This is a genomic window from Streptomyces sp. NPDC059201, assembly GCF_042754585.1.
Lineage (GTDB): Bacteria > Actinomycetota > Actinomycetes > Streptomycetales > Streptomycetaceae > Streptomyces.
The window spans coordinates 300,210-319,549 of sequence record NZ_JBHZBB010000007.1; the positions used below are offsets into that span (position 1 = coordinate 300,210).

Genomic DNA, 19,340 nt, shown 5'->3' on the forward strand with positions numbered 1-19,340 from the left:
GACGGAAGGACAGGGCCATGGACTTCACGTTCACCGAGGAGCAGCAGGCGGCCGCGGAGACGGCCCGTACCGTCTTCGCCGACGTCGCACCCGACGCCGTACCCAGCCCCGCCCTCACCCCGACCGCCGTCGCCGACGACCTCGACCGCCCCCTGTGGCGACGCCTGGCCGCCACCGACCTCCTCGGACTCCTCGTCGCCCCGGAGCACGGCGGCACCGGGCTCGACCCCGTCGCCCTCTGCCTCGTCCTGCGCGAGTCCGCCCGCGTCCTGGCCCGCGTCCCCCTCCTGGAGACCACCGCCGTCGCCCACGTCCTCCAGCACCACGCCCCGGCCGACACCGCGGCCGCACTCCTGCCCGAGGTCGGTGCCGGCCGGCTCGTCCTCACCGCCGCCGCCCACGGCACCACCGGCCACGAACCCGCCGAGCGGGCCGTCACCGCCCGCCACGACGGCACGCACTGGATCCTCGACGGCACCACCGATCACGTCCCGTGGGCCCACCACGCCGACCTGATCGCCGTCCCCGCCCACACCGCCGACGACCGCACGGTCCTCGCGCTGCTCCCCCGCGACCACGAAGGAATCGCCCTCGACGCCCAGTACGGCACCCACGGCGAGCGCCTCGCCCGACTACGGCTCGACGCCGTCCGCCTCCCCGCCGACCGCGTCCTGGACTCCGCCGACGCCTGGCCGGCGCTGCGCGCCCTGCTCACCACGGGCACCTGCGCGCTCGCCCTCGGCCTCGGCGAGCAGGTCCTCACGATGACCAGCCAGTACACCGGGAAGCGGGAACAGTTCGGCCACCCCGTGGCCACCTTCCAGGCCGTCGCCGTCCAGGCCGCCGACCGCTACATCGACCTGCGGGCGATGGAGGCCACCCTGTGGCAGGCCGCCTGGCGCGTCTCGACCGCCGACGACGCGCCCCTGCCCGCCGAGGCGGACCTCGCCGTCGCCAAGATCTGGGCGTCGGAGGGCGTACGCAGGGTCGTCCAGACCGCCCAGCACCTGCACGGCGGCTTCGGCGCCGACACCGACTACCCGCTGCACCGCTACCACGCCTGGGCGAAGTACCTCGAACTCTCCCTGGGCCCGGCCGCCGCCCACGAGGAGACCCTGGGCGACCTCATCGCCGCCCACCCCCTGCGCTGACCCGACCGGTACGGCTCAGGCGACGAACCCGGGACCGCCGTCCGCGACCACGGGACGCCCGGCGCCTTCCCAGGCCACCATGCCGCCGTCCACGTTCACCGCGTCATAGCCCTGCTGCACCAGGTACTGCGTGACCTGCGCCGACCGGCCGCCCACCCGGCACATCACATAGGCGCGGCCGCGCTCGGCGAGCACCTCGCCGACCTCGGCGAACCGCGCCACGAAGTCGCTCATCGGCACGTGCACCGCACCCTCGACCCGCCCGGCCGCCCACTCGTCGTCCTCCCGCACGTCGAGCACCAGGGCATCGGCGGGAACGGACGCTGCGGGCACCGACGGCAGCGGGGCGAAACTCATGGGACCGACCTTCTCTCCTGTACGGCGGAACCGCCTCGACCTGGGAAAACCTACTGCACCAGCGTGGCCAGCTCGGCCTCTCGCTCGGACACCTGGCCGCGCAACTGCTCGGCGATCTCCTCCAGCAGCCGGTCCGGGTCCTCCGGCGCCAGCCGCAGCATCGAACCGATGGCACTGTCCTCCAGCTCCCGCGCCAGCACCGACAGCAGGTCCTTGCGCTGCGACAGCCACTCCAGCCGCGCGTACAGCTCCTCGCTCTCGCTGAGCCGCTCCTCGGCCGGCGCCGGACCCGCCGCCCACTCCTCGGCGAGCTCCCGCAGCAGCGCCTCGTCCCCACGGGCGTAGGCGGCGTTCACGCGCGTGATGAACTCCTCCCGCCGCGCCCGCTCGTCCTCCTCCCGCGCCAGGTCGGGATGGGCCTTGCGGGCCAGCTCGCGGTAGAGACGGCGCACCTCCTCGCTGGGCCGCACCCGCTGCGGCGGCCGCACCGGCCGCTCGGTCAGCATCGCGGCCGCCTCCGGAGAGAGCCCGTCGGAATCGATCCAGCCGTCGAAGAGCGCGTCGACCCCCGGCAGCGGCAACACCGCGGCCCGCGCCTCCCGCGCCCGCCGCAGATCCTCCGGGTCACCGCTCTTCTCGGCCAGCGCCTCCGCGATCGAAGCGTCCAGCTCGTCGAGCCGCGCGTACATCGGACCCAGCTTCTGGTGATGCAGCCGCGAGAAGTTCTCCACCTCGACCCGGAAGGTCTCCACGGCGATCTCGAACTCGATCAGCGCCTGCTCGGCCACCCGAACAGCCCGCTCCAACCGAGCCTCCGGCCGCTCCCCCCGCCCCAGATCCTGGCCCTGGCCCTCGCCCGGCGCCTGGCCCTGGCCCTGCTCCTGATCCTGGTGCTGGTCCGGAACCTGGTGCTGGTCCTCGCTCTGGCCCTGGTCCTCGCTCACGTAACCGCCCGCCCACGTCTTCGTTCCGGCCCGACCCCTCAAGCCTAGGTCCTCACCGGGGGCCCCTCCCCCCCTCCCTCCCCTCCCCCTCCCCCCCCTTTTTCGTCTGTGCCGTGCCCGCACACCAGCCAGACCTCAGACCCCCAGCTCCGCCGCCATCCGTCCGGTGCGGATCGCCGTGAGCAGGTCGGCGTGGTCCTCGGTGGTGCGGTCGGCGTAGGTGACCGCGAAGGCGGCGATGGCCTCGTCGAGCTCCTCGTTCTTGCCGCAGTAGCCGGCTATCAGGCGCGGGTCGGCGCTGTGGGCGTGGGCGCGGGCGAGGAGCGCGCCGGTCATGCGGCCGTAGTCGTCGAGCTGGTCGGCGGTGAGCGCGCCGGGGTCGACGCTGCCCTTGCGGTTGCGGAACTGGCGCACCTGGAAGGGGCGCCCGTCGACGGTGGTCCAGCCGAGCAGGATGTCGCTGACGACCTGCATGCGCTTCTGGCCGAGGACGACGCGCCGGCCCTCGTGGCCGGGGTCGGGGACGGTGAACCCGGCGGCGGGCAGGTGGGGCAGGAGCACGGACGGCCGGGCTTCCTTCACCTGGAGGACGAGCGGGTCGCCCCGGTGGTCGAGGAGCAGGACGACATAGGAGCGGGTGCCGACACTGCCGGTGCCGACAACCCGGAAGGCGACGTCGTGGACGGCGTACCGGGCGAGGAGCGGCAGGCGGTCCTCGGAGACGGTCTCCAGGTATTCGCCGAGGGCGGTGGTGACGGCCGCGGCCTCGGCGTCGGGCACCCGGCGCAGGACCGGCGGCGCATCGACGAAGCGGCGTCCGCCGCCGTCCGTCTCGGCGACCGCCTCGGTGGAGCGGGCGGCGAACCGGGCGCTGGTGTTGTTGCGGGCCTTGGCGGAGACGCGTTCCAGGGTGCCGAGGAGGTCGCGGGCGTCGGTGTGGGAGACGAGTTCCTCGTCGGGTATCGCGTTCCAGGCATCGAGTGCGGGGAGCCGGGCGAGGAGGCGCATGGTGCGCCGGTAGGCGCCGGCGGTGTCGAACGCGGCGGCCCGGCAGGTGTCCTCGTCGGCGCCGACGACGCGGCCGGCGAGGACGAGGGAGGTGGCGAGCCGCTTGAGGTCCCATTCCCAGGGGCCGACGGCGGTCTCGTCGAAGTCGTTGAGGTCCATCACAAGCCGGCCGCGGGCGTCGCCGTAGAGGCCGAAGTTGGCGGCGTGGGCGTCGCCGCAGAGCTGGGCGGCGATGCCGGTGACGGGGGTGCCGACGAGGTCGTGGGCCATGAGGCCGGCGGAGCCGCGCAGGAAGGCGAAGGGGTTGGCGGCCATGCGGCCGACGCGGATGGGGGTGAGCTCGGGGACCCGGCCGCGGCTGGACTCCTCGACGGCGCGGACCGCGTCGGGGCGTCCGGCGGGGAGGGTGAGCCCGGCGTGGGAGGAGCGGGGGACGGCGGCGCGCAGCTGCTTGCCGCGCGTCCTGGGGGAGTCCTCCGTGGCACCACGCCGTACGAATCCGGGCACGTGCGGGATGCGCTCCCCGTCCGTTCCTCCACGCTGTCCGGGCACGACGGCCTGGATCTCGTCCATGGGACGACCTCCCCCGATGACTGGTCGGACGGCTGGTCCGACGACTTCCGGCCCTGACGCTACAGCCGGTCTTGATCAGCCGTCTCCCCCTGTGGACAACGACCTGTGGACAACCACCGGCCCCCTGGTCAGACGCGCCGGACGGCCGGACGGGTCAGACAGCCGACGGGGTCAGACGGCCACGGCCTCCTCCATCTCCTCCTCCCTGTCCGTCCTCGCCCCCTCGCGGGTGGGCGGCGGTACGGGCGCCGCGGCGAGGACGTGCCGCAGGGCGCCGGCTGTGGGGTTCGGTCCTGTGGACAGGTGACTTCCGAAGACAGGTGGTTGGCTTTTACAACCAAAGAACCGTTGTACTATACAACCGAAAGCCCGTACGGGGCGAGCGCGGCAAGGGAGCCCATATGTCCGACGCCGGCACCGGGACGCCGCGCGAGGCGTCCGTGGACGTCATCCAGCGCGAGCTGACGGCCTTCGCCCGCCGGGCCCGCGCGACCGCGGCCCGGGTCCACCCGGAGATCCCGCTCGTCTCGTACACGCTCCTCGCCCACATCGAGGAACGGCGCGGCTGCCGCGCCACGGATCTCGCGGCGCACTACCTGCTGGACAAGTTGACCGTCAGCCGCCAGCTGGCGGGCCTGGAGAAGCTGGGCCTGGTGGAGCGCCGGCCCGCCCCCGAGGACCACCGGGTGCAGGTGCTGCATCCGACGGAGGCAGGTCTCACGGTGCTCGCCACCGCCCAGGCCAACCGCCTCGCCGCCTATCAGGAGCGCCTGAAGGACTGGTCGGGCGAGGACCTGTCCTGCTTCGCCGACTACCTCCTCCGCTACAACGCCGCAGGCCCCGCCGGCCTCCCCGACCCCAGCTGACCCCTACCTCAGCCGCCCACCGCCTCCGCCCGCCACCGCTACAGCCCCGCGTCGCGGGCGAGCAGGGCCGCCTGGACCCGGTTCTCGCACTGCAACTTGGCGAGGATCCGGCTGACGTAGGTCTTCACGGTCGCCTCGCTCATGTGCAGCCTGCGGCCCGCGTCGGCGTTGGAGAGGCCCTCGCCGAGGACCGCGAGGACCTCGCGCTCCTTCTCGCCGAGCGCGGCGACACGCCCGCGGGCCTCTTCGGCGCGGGCGGTCTCGCGGCCGGAGGCGAGCCGTTCGACGACGTGCCGGGTCGCCGCGGGCGACAGGTAGGCGTCGCCCGCGGCGGCGGCCCGGACGGCTCCGATCAGCTCGGCGGGGGCGGTGTCCTTCAGCAGGAAGCCGGCGCTGCCGTGCTCCAGCGCCCGCAGCACGTTCTCCCGCTCACCGAAGGTGGTCAGCACGATCACCCGTGCCGCCGGTGCGGCCCTGCGCAGCTCCGGGAGGGCGGAGAGCCCGTCGAGTACGGGCATCTGGATGTCGAGCAGCACGACGTCGGCGGCGTGCGCGCGGGCGGCGTCGACAGCCTCGCGGCCGTTCGCCGCCTCCGCCACCACATGGATGTCGGGATCGGAGTTGAGGATCATCCGGATGCCCGCCCTGATCAGCGGCTCGTCGTCGGCGACCACGACCTTGACGGTCCGTCCGGACCGCCCCGTCCGCTCTGACAGCACTGCGCCTCCTCGACGCGCTCGGTACAGGTCGCCGTGGCGCTACTGCCTCACGACGTACGACTTCTTCTCGATCAGCTTGCCGTCCTTGAAGCAGAACCGGAAAACGGGGTCCGCGTCGAAGTCGTCGCCCATCTCGGTGGAGAGCACGAGGAGGCAGTCGGCGCCCTCGGGTCTGGCCGGGCCTCCCTTGTCCTTGACGCCCATGAGGGAGAGGGAGTCGGCGTCGGGGAGCGAGGCCCTGACGTCGGCCTCGGGCGTGCCGATCCCGATCGACTCGTACTTGGCGGGCGTGACCATGTCGTCCTGGACGGATCCGACGAAGTAGTAGAGGCCGAAGCCGGCCGCGACGAGGAGGACGACGAGCGCGGCGAAGGCGATGCCGCAGCCGAGCGCCACCGATGCTCCGGTGCTCCGGGTCTTGCCTCCGTGCAGTGCCATCGCCAACTCCCGTTCCGTGAAGGACCAGTCGGGCTCTCCGACCGGTACGGAACGACTGTCTCCGCCGAAGGGCTTCGTCGACTGCTGCCGGAAGTCGTCGGCCGCGTCGACCAAAGGCGCTGATTCGCCGGTGGGCGCGGAGCCGTACGGCAGCATCCCGGCGACCCGGAAGCCTCCGCCGTCGGCGGGGCCCGCGTGGCACATGCCGCCGACGAGCCGGGCCCGCTCGACGAGCCCGGCCAGGCCCTGTCCGCCGCTGACGACGCCCTTCGCAGGGCCGCCGGTCGGCTCCTCGTTGAAGATCTCGACGACGAACGTGTCGGGCTCGTAGCGCAGTTCGACGCTGATCGGGGCGCCGGGGGCGTACTTGTAGGCGTTGGTGAGCGCCTCCTGCGCCATGCGGTACGCGGCGTGCCCGGCGGCCGGCTCCAGGGGCCGCTCGTCGCCGATCCGCCGCAGTGCGACGCGGGTACCGGCGGCGCGGGCGGAGGCGACCAGCCCTTCGATGCCGGCGATCCCCCGGGCGGCCCGCCCGCTCTCGTCGCCGGCGGCGACCGGCCCGGTGTCCGGGTCGGGTGCCTCGGTGCCGTCCCGGAGTATGCCGACGACCTCCCGCAGTTCGTGCATGGCGGTCACGGACGCGTTCCGCAGCACGCCGACGACCTCGCGCTGCCGCTCGTTCAGCTCGCGGTCGACCTCCAGCGCGCCGGTGTGCACGGCGATCAGCGCGAGTTGGTGGCCGAGGCTGTCGTGCATGTCCTGGGCGATGCGCTGCCGCTCCCGCAGCCGGGCGTTCCGGCCGATCATCGCCCGCTCGCGCACCAGCCGACCGTTGCGCTCCTGGAGCGCGTGGAGGAGGGTGCGGCGCTGGGCCCAGTACCGGTGCGCGAGCCCCGGCGCGAGGGTGGTGCCCAGGTAGTAGAGGGTCGCCATGAGGGCGATGACGAGCAGCCGCTGCTTGTCCCAGGAGACGATCAGGGTGGCGCCGACGTTGAGGACGTAGGCGGCGATGTACGCGTGCAGGGCGCGGCCCACGCCGAGGATGTGGCCGCCGGCGGACCAGCCGAGGACGAGCAGCAGCGGGCCGAGGCCGGGGACGGCGGGGGCGAGCGCGGCGGTGACGACGAGCACGCTGGCGGGGAACCGGCGGCGCAGCAGCGCCAGTACGGCCGCGGCGACGGCGACCGCGATGAGCTGCCATCCTTCGCCGCCGAGCAGCTCCTCCGTACCGGCGGCGAGCAGCGCGACGACGGCGGTGAGGGCGGCCTCCCCGACCGTCCTGCGCCGCGACCATTCCCCCGCGGGCACGAGCCATCTCCACGCGGCGGCCGCCCGGGTCCCGATCCCTCGCCCGGCCTCCGCCTTCGCCGTCGTTCCCACCCTCGTCGCTTCCACGCTCGCACCCTAGGCAGCGGCACGACCTCCCGGCGTCCCTCTTTCGTCGCGGCCGGGAACGACGAAAGAGGGACGGTCAGGAGGACGAAGGGTCAGGAGGACGAAGGGTCAGATCGGGAAGCGCCAGGAGTGGGAAGCGTCACACGTCCGGACAACGCGGAAGCCCCGTAGGTCTGAGACCTACGGGGCTTCCGACTCGTGCGCGAGGGGGGAGTTGAACCCCCACGCCCTTTCGGGCACTGGAACCTGAATCCAGCGCGTCTGCCTATTCCGCCACCCGCGCATTGGGTGATCTCCGGGTCTCTCACCTTTCGGTGCGAGCGCCTGGCGACATCTGAAGATTAGCACGTCGGAGACGGTGGATTCACATCCGTTATTTCGCCCCCCGACGGGCGGAACAGAGGGAGAGGAGAGGGGCCGCCCGAGAGACTCCCTCCTCTCCTCTCCACCCTCCCCCTCGACCCCTCGCCCCCTCACCCCTCGCCCCTCCCCCCCCTCTCCGCATCTCCGGAGAGAAGAGGAGAGGAAGAGAGGGGAGCGGAGGGCCCCGGAGGGGAACAGAGAAGGAGAAGGGAGAAGTAAGGAGAAGAAGGAGAGAAGGGACACAGGGGAGAGAGGGGAGAGATGGGAGAGACAGGGGAGAAGCGGGAGGTTGCGGCGTCGGCCGCCCCGCCCGACGCGCTCGCTCCCGCACTCCGCCCCTCCTGAAGGACAGCCTCGTGCGGGACACTGTCCACAGGCCCCCTCTACGATCCCTGGGGGGAGGGCCTGTGAGAGGTGACACTCGTCCACAGGGCAGAGAAGGGGAACCAGCCGATTTCCCGACGCGTGGATACGATCAGTAAGCAGTACCAGGACGGCAACGACGGAGGAGGTGCCCCATGGGAGTCCTGAAGCGTTTCGAGCAGCGTCTCGAAGGTCTGGTCAACGGCACCTTCGCCAAGGTGTTCAAGTCCGAGGTCCAGCCGGTCGAGATCGCCGGCGCGCTCCAGCGCGAGTGCGACAACAACGCGCAGATCTGGAACCGCGAGCGGACTGTCGTCCCCAACGACTTCATCGTGGAGCTCAGCGCGCCCGACTACGAGCGCCTGAGCCCCTACTCGGGCCAGCTGGGCGACGAGCTCGCCGGGCTGGTGCGGGACTACGCCAAGCAGCAGCGGTACACCTTCATGGGCCCGATCAAGGTCCACCTGGAGAAGGCCGACGACCTCGACACCGGTCTGTACCGGGTGCGCAGCCGTACGCTCGCGTCGAGCACGTCCCAGCCGCAGCCGCACGCGGGGCACCAGCCGCAGCAGCAGCCCCACCAGCAGCAGGGGCAGGGCGGCGGCTACGGGTACCCGCAGGGGCCCCCGGCCGGCGCTCCTCCCATGCCCTCCTCGCCGCCTCCCGGCGGTGCGGGCCACCGGCCGGCCGCCGGCGGCGGCCGTCCCGCGGCGCCCGGCGGTACCCAGGTGCGCCGCTGGATCGAGATCAACGGCAACCGCCACCAGATCTCCCGCCCGACCCTGGTCCTCGGCCGCAGCACCGACGCGGACGTGAGGATCGACGATCCCGGCGTGTCCCGCCGGCACTGCGAGATCCGGACCGGAACGCCCTCGACGATCCAGGATCTCGGATCCACCAACGGCATCGTGGTGGACGGGCAGCACACCACCCGCGCTACGCTCCGCGACGGCTCGCGGATCGTCGTGGGCAGCACCACCATCGTTTACCGGCAAGCCGAAGGGTGAAGCGGGGGCAATGTCAGAGCTGACCCTGACGGTCATGCGGTTGGGTTTCCTGGCCGTTCTGTGGCTGTTCGTCATCGTGGCCGTCCAGGTCATCCGTAGCGACCTGTTCGGTACGCGGGTGACCCAGCGCGGTTCGCGCCGCCAGGAGGCGCGTCCCCAGCAGAGCGGGCGCCAGGCCGCTCCGCCGCAGCAGCGCGGCCAGCAGCCGCCGCAGTCCGGCGGTGGCGGCCGGTCGCGGCGCGGCGCCCCGACGAAGCTGGTCGTCTCCGAGGGCACCCTCACCGGCACCACCGTCGCCCTCCAGGGTCAGACGATCACCCTGGGGCGGGCGCACGACTCGACGATCGTGCTGGACGACGACTACGCGTCCAGCCGGCACGCCCGGATCTACCCCGACCGGGACGGCCAGTGGATCGTCGAGGACCTCGGGTCCACGAACGGCACGTACCTCGACCGGACCCGCCTCACCACCGCGACGCCGATTCCGCTCGGGGCGCCGATCCGCATCGGCAAGACCGTCATCGAGCTGCGGAAGTAGTACGACAATGAGCGAGCTGACCGGAGCGACCGGAGGGTGGGCAGTGTGGGTCGAGACCGGCTGTACCCCGATGCAGCGGCGACAGGGCAGGTGGGCATGAGTCTGTCCCTGCGATTCGCCGCGGGCTCGCACAAGGGCATGATCCGCGAGGGGAACGAGGACTCCGGCTACGCCGGTCCCCGGCTCCTCGCGATCGCCGACGGCATGGGCGGCCAGGCCGCCGGCGAGGTCGCCTCCTCCGAGGTGATCTCGACGCTCGTCGTCCTCGACGACGACATCCCGGGCTCCGACATCCTCACCTCGCTCGGTACGGCGGTGCAGCGCGCCAACGACCAGCTCCGGATGATGGTCGAGGAGGACCCGCAGCTGGAGGGCATGGGCACCACGCTCACCGCCCTGCTGTGGACCGGGCAGCGGCTCGGCCTCGTCCATGTCGGCGACTCGCGCGCGTACCTGCTGCGCGACGGCATCCTCACCCAGATCACCCAGGACCACACCTGGGTCCAGCGGCTCGTCGACGAGGGCCGGATCACCGAGGAGGAGGCCACCACCCACCCGCAGCGCTCGCTCCTGATGCGCGCGCTCGGCAGCGGTGACCACGTCGAGCCCGACCTCTCCATCCGTGAGGTCCGCGCCGGCGACCGGTACCTGATCTGCTCCGACGGCCTGTCCGGCGTGGTCTCGCACCAGACCCTCGAGGACACCCTCGCCAGCTACCAGGGCCCGCAGGAGACCGTGCAGGAGCTGATCCAGCTCGCGCTGCGCGGCGGCGGCCCCGACAACATCACGGTGATCGTCGCCGACGTCCTCGACGTCGACGGCGGCGACACCCTCGCCGGCCACCTCAGCGACACCCCGGTCGTCGTCGGCGCGGTCGCCGAGAACCAGCAGCAGCTGAACGACGGCGGCGCGATGCAGACCCCGGCCGGCCGCGCCTCCGGGCTCGGCCGCCCCGCCCCGCACCACCAGCCGCCCGCCGGCGGCTTCGGCCCGCCCGGCAGCGGCGACGACCACGGCTACGGCTCCATGCCGCCGCACGGCTCGTTCGACGCGTACACGGACGACGACTTCGTGAAGCCGCGGAAGCGGCGGCGGTGGATCGGGCGCACCCTGATCCTCGTCCTCGCGCTCGGCGTCCTCGCCGGCGGCGCGTACGGCGGCTGGCGCTGGACCCAGACCCAGTACTTCGTGGGCTCCAAGGACGAGCACGTGGCGCTCTACCGGGGCATCAGCCAGGACCTCGCGTGGGTGACGCTCTCGGAGGTCGAGAAGGACCACCCCGAGATCGAACTCAAGTACCTCCCCGCCTACCAGCGGAAGCAGGTCGAGGACACCATCGCAGGCGGCAGCCTCGCCAAGGCCCAGACGAAGATCTCCGAGCTCGCCGTGCAGGCGTCCGCCTGCAAGAAGACCGAAGAGCGCCGCGTGGCCAAGGAGAAGGCCGACAAGGAGAAGGCCGCCGCCGAGGCGGCCGAGAAGCCGGCCGACGGAGCCGACGCCAAGCCCGAATCCAAGCCCACCACAGCCGCTCCGACCCCGGGTCCCACCCTCACCGCGGAGGAGCAGAAGCTGGCCTCGAACTGCGGCAAGCAGTAAGCACCCGTAGGGGGCCTTTCACCACCATGAGCGTTGTCACCAACACGACCACCATCGGCGCGATCGAGGCGCCGAGCCGCCGCAACACCGAGCTGGCGCTGCTCGCCTTCGCCGTAGCGATCCCGGTGTTCGCGTACCTCAACGTGGGCCTGGCCATCGACGGCGAGGTCCCGTCGGGCATGCTCGGTTACGGGCTCGGCCTCGCGCTCCTCGCGACCGTCGCCCACCTCGTCGTACGCAAGTGGGCCCCGTACGCGGACCCGCTGCTGCTCCCGCTGGCGACCCTGCTCAACGGCATGGGCCTGGTGCTGATCTGGCGACTGGACCAGTCGCCGCGGCTGATCGCCCAGTCGATGAACCGATACGGCTCCTTCAGCCCCGACGCGCCCAGCCAGATGATGTACTCGGCGATCGGCATCGCCATGTTCGTCGGCGTGCTGCTGCTGCTCAAGGATCACCGGGTCCTCCAGCGCTACACGTACATCTCCATGGTCGCCGCGCTCGTGCTGCTGCTGCTTCCGCTCGTCCCCGGCCTCGGTGCCGACGTCTTCGGCGCCAAGATCTGGATCCGCATCGGCGGCTTCTCGATCCAGCCCGGCGAGTTCGCCAAGCTCGTCCTCGCCGTGTTCTTCTCCGGCTACCTGATGGTGAAGCGGGACGCGCTGGCGCTGGCCAGCCGCCGCTTCATGGGGCTCTACCTGCCCCGCGGCCGCGACCTCGGCCCGATCCTGACGATCTGGGCGGTCAGCCTCCTCATCCTGGTCTTCGAGAACGACCTCGGTACCTCGCTGCTGTTCTTCGGCATGTTCGTGATCATGCTGTACGTGGCGACCGAGCGGACCAGCTGGATCGTGATGGGTCTGCTGATGGCCGTCGCCGGCGCGGTGGTCGTCGGCTCCACGGCGGGCCACGTGAAGTCGCGTGTGGCGGCCTGGCTCGACCCCTTCGGCTGCCTGGAGACGGCCACCGACCAGAACATGCTGAACGCCTGTGACCAGATGACACAGGTACTCATGTCGTTCGGGTCGGGCGGCATCCTCGGCACCGGCCTCGGCCAGGGCAACTCGGACCTGATCCAGTTCGCCGCCAACTCCGACTTCATTTTCGCCACCGTCGGCGAGGAGCTCGGCCTGGCCGGCGTCATGGTCTTCCTGCTGCTGTACGGCCTGATCATCGAGCGCGGCATCCGTACCTCGCTCGCCGCCCGCGACCCCTTCGGCAAGCTGCTCGCGATGGGCCTCTCCGGCGCCTTCGCACTACAGATCTTCGTCGTGGCCGGCGGTGTGATGGGCCTCATCCCGCTCACCGGTATGACGATGCCGTTCCTCGCGTACGGTGGTTCGTCCGTGATCGCCAACTGGGCCCTGATCGGCATCCTGATCCGGATCAGCGACACCGCGCGCCGCCCCGCGCCCGCCCCCGCCCCGAACCCCGATGCCGAGATGACCCAGGTGGTCCGTCCGTGAACAAGCCGCTGCGCCGGGTCGCGATCTTCTGCGGCCTGCTCGTCCTCGCCCTGCTCCTGCGCGACAACTGGCTCCAGTTCGTCCGCGCCGACGAGCTGAACGCGCACCCGAAGAACCGGCGCATCCAGATCGAGCGCTACTCGAACGAGCGCGGCAACATCATCGTCGACGGCCAGCCGATCACCGGCTCCGTCGACTCGGGTGACAAGTTCTACAAGTTCAAGCGAACCTACGTGGACGGCCCGATGTGGTCGCCCGTCACCGGCTTCGCCTCGCAGGCGTACGACGCCAACCAGATCGAGAAGATCGAGGACGGCATCCTCACCGGCAACGACGACCGGCTCTTCTTCGACCGCACCCTCGCCATGTTCACCGGCGAGCAGAAGAAGGGCGGCGACGTCGTCACCACCCTCAACGGCGCCGCGCAGAAGGCCGCCTTCAAGGGCCTGGGCGACAACACCGGCGCCGTCGTCGCCATCGAGCCGTCGACCGGCAAGATCCTGGCGCTCGCGTCCACCCCCTCGTACGACCCCTCAGCCTTCGCCGGTTACTCGGGCAAGGACGAGAAGGCGTGGGTGGCTCTGCGTGACAACAAGAGCAAGCCGATGCAGAACCGCGCGATCCGCGAGATCTACCCGCCCGGCTCCGTCTTCAAGGTCGTGACCGCCGCCGCCGCGCTGGAGTCCGGCAAGATCAAGGACATCGACGCGGCGACCGACACCCCCGAGGGCTGGAAGATCCCGCTCTCCACGAGGCCGATGAAGAACCACTCGGGCGGCTGTGCCAACGCCAGCCTCAACGAGGCGCTGCGGATCTCCTGCAACTCGGTCTTCGCCAAACTCGGTGACGACGTCGGCCGCGACAAGATGGTCGAGACGGCCGAGAAGTTCGGCTTCAACGCCGAGCAGTTCACCCCGGTCCGCTCCGCCGCCTCGGTCTACGACAAGCAGGCCGACCGCGGTGGCAACGCGCTCTCCTCGATCGGTCAGTTCAACACCGCGACCACCCCGCTCCAGATGGCGATGGTCACGGCGGCGATCGCGAACGACGGCAAGCTCATGAAGCCGTACATGATCGACCAGCTGCGCGCGCCGAACCTGGACGTGATCAAGCAGAACGAGCCGGAGGAGATGAGCCAGCCGGTCTCGCCGGAGAACGCCCAGAAGCTCCAGCAGATGATGGAGAACGTCGTCTCCAACGGCACCGGCGGCAACGCCGACCTGAACATGGACGGCGTGAAGGTCGGCGGCAAGACCGGCACCGCACAGCACGGCGAGAAGAACGCGAAGCGTCCCTACGCCTGGTTCATCTCGTACGCCAAGACCGACAACGGCTCCCCGGTCGCCGTAGCCGTGATCGTCGAGGACGCCGCGGGCATCGGCCGTGAGGACATCAGTGGTGGCGGTCTCGCCGCGCCGATCGCGAAGGCGGTCATGAAGGCGGTTCTGAAGAGCCGCGGCTGATCTTGCGAAGGGCCGGTGCCTGCCAGGTACCGGTCAGGTATCAGCTGCCCTCCGCGCGCGGTACGGCTCTTCCGGGCCGGTACCGTATGCGCGGACAGCACACACCGCCGGACCACCCATGGGTGCGGTCGGGACAGACGGAGAGGGCTGGATTAGCTATGGAAGAGCCGCGTCGCCTCGGCGGCCGGTACGAGCTGGGCTCGGTGCTCGGCCGTGGTGGCATGGCCGAGGTGTACCTCGCCCAGGACACCCGGCTCGGCCGCACCGTCGCCGTGAAGACGCTGCGGGCCGACCTGGCCCGTGACCCGTCCTTCCAGGCCCGGTTCCGCCGCGAGGCACAGTCCGCCGCCTCCCTGAACCACCCGGCGATCGTCGCCGTCTACGACACCGGCGAGGACTACGTCGACGGGGTCTCCATCCCGTACATCGTGATGGAGTACGTCGACGGGTCGACGCTGCGCGAGCTGCTGCACTCCGGCCGCAAGCTGCTGCCCGAGCGCACCCTGGAGATGACCGTAGGCATCCTCCAGGCCCTGGAGTACTCGCACCGCGCCGGCATCGTGCACCGCGACATCAAGCCGGCGAACGTGATGCTGACCCGCACCGGCCAGGTCAAGGTCATGGACTTCGGCATCGCGCGCGCCATGGGCGACGCGGGCATGACCATGACGCAGACCGCCGCGGTCATCGGCACCGCCCAGTACCTCTCGCCGGAGCAGGCCAAGGGCGAGCAGGTCGACGCCCGTTCCGACCTGTACTCCACCGGCTGCCTGCTCTACGAACTGCTCACCGTCCGGCCGCCGTTCATCGGCGACTCCCCCGTGGCCGTCGCCTACCAGCACGTCCGGGAAGAGCCGCAGCAGCCGAGCAACTTCGACGCCGAGATCACGCCCGAGATGGACGCCATCGTCCTGAAGGCGCTGGTCAAGGACCCCGACTACCGCTACCAGTCCGCCGACGAGATGCGCGCGGACATCGAGGCGTGCCTCGACGGGCAGCCGGTCGCGGCCGCCGCCGCGATGGGGATGGCGGGCGCCCAGGCGTACAACGGCTACGGCTACCCGCCGGAGGACCAGCCGACCACGGCGCTGCGCCAGGCCGACCCGGTCGGCCAGACCTCGATGATGCCGCCGGTCCCGCCGGACGGCGGGGGCTACGGCGGGTACGACGGGTATGACGACCGTCCGGACCGCCGCCGCGGTGGCCAGAAGAAGTCGAACGCCTCGACGATCCTGCTGGCGCTCTGCGGTGTCCTGGTGCTGGTCGGCGCGATCTTCATCGCCCGGTACCTCATGGACACCACCGACACCCCGCAGCAGACGACGGTGCCGCAGTTCGTCGGCCAGAAGCTGGCCGACGCCCAGCGCGACGCCGTCAACGCCCAGGTGACGGTGCAGGAGGCGGGCAAGGAGCGCTGCGATCAGCCCGCGGGCTCGATCTGCCGCCAGAACCCGGTCTCCGACAACATCCAGAAGATGGACGTCAACGGCACGATCCAGGTGTGGGTCTCCGAAGGCGCCCCGCTCGTGGAGGTCCCGGACGTCCAGGAGCAGTCGCTGGAGCGGGCCAAGCAGTCCCTGGAGAGCAAGGGCTTCAAGGTCAAGGTCGAGGAGGAGGAGTCCGACGACGACCCGGGCACCGTCCTGCGGCAGAACCCGCAGAACGGCACCAAGGCCGAGAAGAACTCCGAGGTGACCCTCACCGTCGCCAAGAAGAAGCTGACGAACCTGCCCGAGGTGACCAGCCGCGACATCAGCCTGGCGCTCCAGCAGCTGAACGGCCTCCAGTTCACCAACGTGAAGCAGGAAGAGGTCGACAGCGACCAGCCCAAGGGCACGGTCGTCGAGCAGAACCCTCCGGGCAACACCAACCAGACGCTGGACGTCGAGATCACCCTGAAGGTCTCGAAGGGCCCGGCGGTGCCGCAGATCACGATCCCCGCGGACATCGTGGGCAAGCCGCTCAAGGAGGTCCGGGACCTGCTCCAGGGCCAGGGCGTGACCGTCGTGGTCATCGGTGTCGACAAGGACGACGCCCGGATCGCGCAGTCGAACCCGCCGGCGGGCCAGCCCGTCAAGCAGGGCGAGACCGTCACCCTGTTCACCGTGGACGGCGGTGGCGGCGACAACGGCGGCCAGCCGCCCACCGGTGACAACAACGGCGACAACAACGGCAACGGCAACGGCGGCGAGAGCAACATCGGCGGCTGGTTCGACTAACCGCCACCGCCCCGCCCCGCCTCGCGCAAGGGGAGAGCCCCGGAGCCTTCACAGGCTCCGGGGCTCTCCCCTTTTCCCCCCTCGGTTCAGCGGAGTTCGGCCGGCGGGGTGCGGTTCGCGTCGACCTTCTCGGTGCGGGCCAGTTCGCCCCAGACGATGTAGCGGTAGTCCGAGGTGTACATGGGGGTGCAGGTGGTGAGGGTGATGTACCGGCCGGCCTCGGTCCTGCCGGACTCCTCGGGGACCGGCTGGAGGACGTTCACGTTGTACTTCGTGGTCTCCGGCAGGGTCTTGTAGACCTTGTAGACGTACCAGGTGTCCTTGGACTCGAAGACGATCGGATCGCCGTTCTTCAACTTGTGGATGTTGTGGAACTTGGCTCCGTGACCGTCCCGGTGGGCGGCGAGCGTGAAGTTGCCCTGCTTGTCCTGCGGGAGGGCCGACTTGACGGGTTCCGTGTAGTAGCCGGCGACGCCGTTGTTGAGTATGTCGCTGTCGGTGCCCCGCTTCACGAGGATCTCCTCGCCGCCGAAGGCGGGGACGTGGAGGAAGCCGAGCCCGCCCTTGGTGTCGAGGGCGCCGGGGCCCGGGTCGGCCCACTCGCCGCGGACCTGGGCGCCTTCCTTGTCGGCGGCCCGGTCGGCGAGGACGTTCGTCCACCACAGCGAGTAGGCGACGAAGAGTCCGAGCACGAGGCCGGCTGTGATGAGGAGTTCACCGAAGACGCTGATGAGCCCGGCGATCCGGTTGCGCGCGCGTGACACTGAGTCGGCCCTCGTCCCTTCTGGAGGTGTGGGGTCTCAGCCTACGAGCGCGGTCGGCTTTCCCTTGCTGCGCGGCCGCTCCTCGACCAGCTTTCCCCACACGATCATGCGGTAGGTGCTGGTGAACTCGGGCGTGCAGGTGGTCAGCGTGATGTAGCGGCCGGGCTCCGTGAAGCCGGAGCCCTTCGGGATCGGGTCGATCACGGAGATGTTCGAGGGCGCGGTCTGCGGCAGGATGCTCGCCATCTCGTAGGTGTAATAGGCGTCCTGGGTCTCGACCACGATCGGGTCGCCGGGCTGGAGCCGGTTGATGTACCGGAAGGGCTCGCCGTGGGTGTTGCGGTGGCCGGCGACCGCGAAGTTGCCCTGCTTGTCCGAGGGCATGGCGGTCTTGAGCCTGCCCGCGCCGTAGTGGCCGACCATGCCCTTGTCGAGGACCTTCGGCTTGCTGATGCCCTCGGCGACGGGGACGACGACGTCGAGCTTGGGGATGTACATGATGGCGAAGCCCTCGCCGGGGGCGAAGACGTCCGGCTTGCTCTCGCCCTTGGCCCAGGTGTCCTCGATCCGCTCCTTGGCCTGGTTGGTCTCCTGCCCGGCGAGGACGTTGGTCCACCACAGCTGGTAGGCGACGAAGAGGAGCATGACGACGCCGAGGGTGATGAACAGCTCGCCGACGACGACGCCGACGCTGTCCTTGGCGGCCTTGGCCTCCCGGGCGGCGCGGCGGGCCTCGACCCGCGAGAGCGGCCGCTCGGCGGCGGCGCCGCCCGGCTCGCCGTCGGTCTCGGGGGCCGGTCCGGCGGCGCGGCGGCCCTTGCCGCGGCCCTGCTTGGCGGCGGCCCGGCGCCGCTCGGCCCGTCCCGGCCCGGGAAGGGGCTCCACGGGCCTCGGGGCCGCCTCGGCGACCTCGGGCAGCTCCCGGGTCTCATCGGCCCCGTACGGCTCGCGTACGGGCGCGTACGCGGCCTCCTGAGACGCTACACGCGGCGCCTCGTATGTGTACGCGGGCCCGTTCCCGGCTACGGGCTGACTCCCGTACGCGGGCTCGGGCTCGGGCGCGGTCTGGTACGGATACGGGTACGGGCCCTGGTGCTCGTAGCCGTACGGGCTCTGCTCGTACGGCTGGGGTCCCTGCCCCTCGGGTATCGGCTCGGCGCCGGGCTGCTCGGAGGCCCGGAACCACGGCGAGCCCGTGGTCACGCGACGGCCTTGCCCACCACCGGCGCGAGCCCCGCCGACCGGTCGACCGCTCCCTCGTCTCCGCACTGCACGAGCCAGTTGGCGAGCATCCGGTGGCCGTGCTCGGTGAGCACCGACTCGGGGTGGAACTGGACACCCTCGACCGGCAGGTCCCGGTGGCGGAGGCCCATGATGATGCCGTCCTCGGTCCGCGCGGTCACTTCGAGCTCGGCGGGCAGGACGGTCGGCTCGGCGGCGAGCGAGTGGTAGCGGGTGGCCGTGAACGGCGAGGGGAGGCCGGTGAAGACGCCCTGGCCCTCGTGAACGACGGGCGAGGTCTTGCCGTGCAGCAGCTCGGGGGCGCGGTTGACCACACCGCCGTACGCCACGGCCATCGACTGCATGCCGAGGCAGACGCCGAAGATCGGCACACCGGTGGCGGCACAGTGGCGCACCATCTCGATGCAGACGCCGGCGCCCTCGGGGCCGCCGGGGCCCGGCGACAGCAGGACGCCGTCGAAGCCGTCCTGGGCGTGGCTCAGTTCCACCTCGTCGTTGCGGAGCACTTCGCACTCGGCACCGAGCTGGTAGAGGTACTGCACGAGGTTGAAGACGAAGCTGTCGTAGTTGTCGACGACGAGAATGCGCGCGTTCACTGGCCGTCCACCGTCACATCGTTGAACGGAAGCAGAGGCTCCGCCCAGGGGAACACGTACTGGAAGAGGACATAGACGGTCCCGAGGACCAGTGCGAGGGAGATCAGCGCCCGCACGAACGCGTTGCCCGGCAGATGCCGCCAGATCCAGCCGTACACGTCGTCGCCCCTTCCGTTCGTTACGGGCACCAGAGTACGGGTCGGGGGCCCCGTCGGGGGGAAGCTGTCCGAAGCCTGTGGACAACTGTCCGTGAACGACCCCGGGGACGGCCG

17 protein-coding genes and 1 tRNA gene are annotated in these 19,340 nt (G+C 71.0%); 8 read left to right on the forward strand and 10 right to left on the reverse strand.

Annotated elements, in window-relative coordinates; genetic code table 11:
- Window positions 1-17: 17 nt before the first annotated feature.
- Window positions 18-1,151 carry an acyl-CoA dehydrogenase family protein gene (locus ACFXMG_RS23710; protein WP_383814416.1) on the forward strand — a complete coding sequence of 378 codons (1,134 nt, stop codon included), beginning with the start codon at window positions 18-20 and terminating at the stop codon, window positions 1,149-1,151.
- Window positions 1,152-1,166: 15 nt separating this feature from the next.
- Here ACFXMG_RS23710 and ACFXMG_RS23715 read toward each other — a convergent pair whose 3' ends face one another.
- The 3 genes from ACFXMG_RS23715 to ACFXMG_RS23725 all read right to left on the reverse strand — a co-directional run bounded on the left by ACFXMG_RS23715 (window position 1,167) and on the right by ACFXMG_RS23725 (window position 4,033).
- Window positions 1,167-1,508, reverse strand: coding sequence for a rhodanese-like domain-containing protein (locus ACFXMG_RS23715; RefSeq protein WP_189944798.1), 342 nt, complete (start codon window positions 1,506-1,508; stop codon window positions 1,167-1,169).
- A gap of 50 nt (window positions 1,509-1,558) precedes the next feature.
- On the reverse strand, window positions 1,559-2,344 hold the full coding sequence (locus ACFXMG_RS23720) for a hypothetical protein (RefSeq protein ID WP_383814560.1): 786 nt from the start codon (window positions 2,342-2,344) through the stop codon (window positions 1,559-1,561).
- Window positions 2,345-2,587: 243 nt separating this feature from the next.
- Window positions 2,588-4,033: a DUF2252 domain-containing protein gene (locus ACFXMG_RS23725; protein ID WP_383814413.1), complete on the reverse strand. Its 1,446-nt coding sequence runs from the start codon at window positions 4,031-4,033 to the stop codon at window positions 2,588-2,590.
- 401 nt (window positions 4,034-4,434) lie between these two features.
- Between ACFXMG_RS23725 and ACFXMG_RS23730 the strand changes: the two genes are divergently transcribed.
- Complete coding sequence (locus ACFXMG_RS23730) at window positions 4,435-4,899, forward strand: MarR family winged helix-turn-helix transcriptional regulator (protein WP_383814412.1); 465 nt, start codon at window positions 4,435-4,437, stop codon at window positions 4,897-4,899.
- Window positions 4,900-4,937: 38 nt separating this feature from the next.
- Here ACFXMG_RS23730 and ACFXMG_RS23735 read toward each other — a convergent pair whose 3' ends face one another.
- From ACFXMG_RS23735 to ACFXMG_RS23745, 3 genes are all read right to left on the reverse strand, one after another.
- The gene (locus tag ACFXMG_RS23735) at window positions 4,938-5,618 is read right to left on the reverse strand and encodes a response regulator (RefSeq protein WP_384338773.1); all 681 of its coding nucleotides are present in this window, start codon (window positions 5,616-5,618) and stop codon (window positions 4,938-4,940) included.
- A 39-nt stretch (window positions 5,619-5,657) separates the two neighbouring features.
- Entirely contained in the window at window positions 5,658-7,364 is a 1,707-nt protein-coding gene (locus ACFXMG_RS23740; RefSeq protein WP_383814409.1) for a sensor histidine kinase, read from the reverse strand.
- A 286-nt stretch (window positions 7,365-7,650) separates the two neighbouring features.
- Window positions 7,651-7,734: transfer RNA gene (locus tag ACFXMG_RS23745), tRNA-Leu, on the reverse strand.
- 598 nt (window positions 7,735-8,332) lie between these two features.
- On the opposite strand from ACFXMG_RS23745, the gene ACFXMG_RS23750 reads away from it, so the two are divergent.
- From ACFXMG_RS23750 to pknB, 6 genes are all read left to right on the forward strand, one after another.
- Entirely contained in the window at window positions 8,333-9,184 is an 852-nt protein-coding gene (locus ACFXMG_RS23750) for an FhaA domain-containing protein (RefSeq protein WP_383814407.1), read from the forward strand.
- A 10-nt stretch (window positions 9,185-9,194) separates the two neighbouring features.
- Window positions 9,195-9,722, forward strand: coding sequence for an FHA domain-containing protein (locus ACFXMG_RS23755; protein WP_383814405.1), 528 nt, complete (start codon window positions 9,195-9,197; stop codon window positions 9,720-9,722).
- Between the two features lie 96 nt (window positions 9,723-9,818).
- Window positions 9,819-11,318, forward strand: coding sequence for a Stp1/IreP family PP2C-type Ser/Thr phosphatase (locus ACFXMG_RS23760; protein WP_383814403.1), 1,500 nt, complete (start codon window positions 9,819-9,821; stop codon window positions 11,316-11,318).
- Window positions 11,319-11,344: 26 nt separating this feature from the next.
- Window positions 11,345-12,784 (forward strand): FtsW/RodA/SpoVE family cell cycle protein, encoded by a 1,440-nt coding sequence (locus ACFXMG_RS23765; protein ID WP_383814401.1) that lies wholly within the window; start codon window positions 11,345-11,347, stop codon window positions 12,782-12,784.
- A complete protein-coding gene (locus tag ACFXMG_RS23770; RefSeq protein WP_383814399.1) occupies window positions 12,781-14,247 on the forward strand; it encodes a peptidoglycan D,D-transpeptidase FtsI family protein in 1,467 nt (488 codons plus the stop codon). The genes ACFXMG_RS23765 and ACFXMG_RS23770 overlap by 4 nt, the downstream gene beginning before the upstream one ends.
- 158 nt (window positions 14,248-14,405) lie before the next feature.
- Window positions 14,406-16,466, forward strand: a complete 2,061-nt coding sequence (gene pknB, locus ACFXMG_RS23775; RefSeq protein ID WP_383814397.1) for a Stk1 family PASTA domain-containing Ser/Thr kinase — start codon at window positions 14,406-14,408, stop codon at window positions 16,464-16,466.
- A gap of 86 nt (window positions 16,467-16,552) precedes the next feature.
- On the opposite strand, the gene ACFXMG_RS23780 is transcribed toward pknB, so the two are convergent.
- The 4 genes from ACFXMG_RS23780 to ACFXMG_RS23795 are packed head-to-tail and all read right to left on the reverse strand — an operon-like array spanning window position 16,553 to window position 19,259.
- Window positions 16,553-17,230, reverse strand: a complete 678-nt coding sequence (locus ACFXMG_RS23780) for a class E sortase (RefSeq protein WP_383814395.1) — start codon at window positions 17,228-17,230, stop codon at window positions 16,553-16,555.
- Window positions 17,231-17,266: 36 nt separating this feature from the next.
- Window positions 17,267-18,433 (reverse strand): class E sortase, encoded by a 1,167-nt coding sequence (locus ACFXMG_RS23785; RefSeq protein ID WP_383814393.1) that lies wholly within the window; start codon window positions 18,431-18,433, stop codon window positions 17,267-17,269.
- Window positions 18,430-19,068 carry an aminodeoxychorismate/anthranilate synthase component II gene (locus tag ACFXMG_RS23790; RefSeq protein WP_383814391.1) on the reverse strand — a complete coding sequence of 213 codons (639 nt, stop codon included), beginning with the start codon at window positions 19,066-19,068 and terminating at the stop codon, window positions 18,430-18,432. Before ACFXMG_RS23790 ends, ACFXMG_RS23785 begins: the two co-directional genes overlap by 4 nt.
- Window positions 19,065-19,259, reverse strand: coding sequence for a hypothetical protein (locus ACFXMG_RS23795; protein WP_383814558.1), 195 nt, complete (start codon window positions 19,257-19,259; stop codon window positions 19,065-19,067). The genes ACFXMG_RS23790 and ACFXMG_RS23795 overlap by 4 nt, the downstream gene beginning before the upstream one ends.
- Window positions 19,260-19,340 lie beyond the last annotated feature (81 nt).

What these genes read in the sequence shown, in the direction of transcription:
- ACFXMG_RS23710 (WP_383814416.1), top strand. Translation starts at nt 18, where the DNA reads ATGGACTTCACGTTCACCGAGGAGCAGCAGGCGGCCGCGGAGACGGCC.
- ACFXMG_RS23715 (WP_189944798.1), bottom strand. Translation starts at nt 1,508, where the DNA reads ATGAGTTTCGCCCCGCTGCCGTCGGTGCCCGCAGCGTCCGTTCCCGCC.
- ACFXMG_RS23725 (WP_383814413.1), bottom strand. Translation starts at nt 4,033, where the DNA reads ATGGACGAGATCCAGGCCGTCGTGCCCGGACAGCGTGGAGGAACGGAC.
- ACFXMG_RS23730 (WP_383814412.1), top strand. Translation starts at nt 4,435, where the DNA reads ATGTCCGACGCCGGCACCGGGACGCCGCGCGAGGCGTCCGTGGACGTC.
- ACFXMG_RS23750 (WP_383814407.1), top strand. Translation starts at nt 8,333, where the DNA reads ATGGGAGTCCTGAAGCGTTTCGAGCAGCGTCTCGAAGGTCTGGTCAAC.
- ACFXMG_RS23755 (WP_383814405.1), top strand. Translation starts at nt 9,195, where the DNA reads ATGTCAGAGCTGACCCTGACGGTCATGCGGTTGGGTTTCCTGGCCGTT.
- ACFXMG_RS23760 (WP_383814403.1), top strand. Translation starts at nt 9,819, where the DNA reads ATGAGTCTGTCCCTGCGATTCGCCGCGGGCTCGCACAAGGGCATGATC.
- ACFXMG_RS23765 (WP_383814401.1), top strand. Translation starts at nt 11,345, where the DNA reads ATGAGCGTTGTCACCAACACGACCACCATCGGCGCGATCGAGGCGCCG.
- pknB (WP_383814397.1), top strand. Translation starts at nt 14,406, where the DNA reads ATGGAAGAGCCGCGTCGCCTCGGCGGCCGGTACGAGCTGGGCTCGGTG.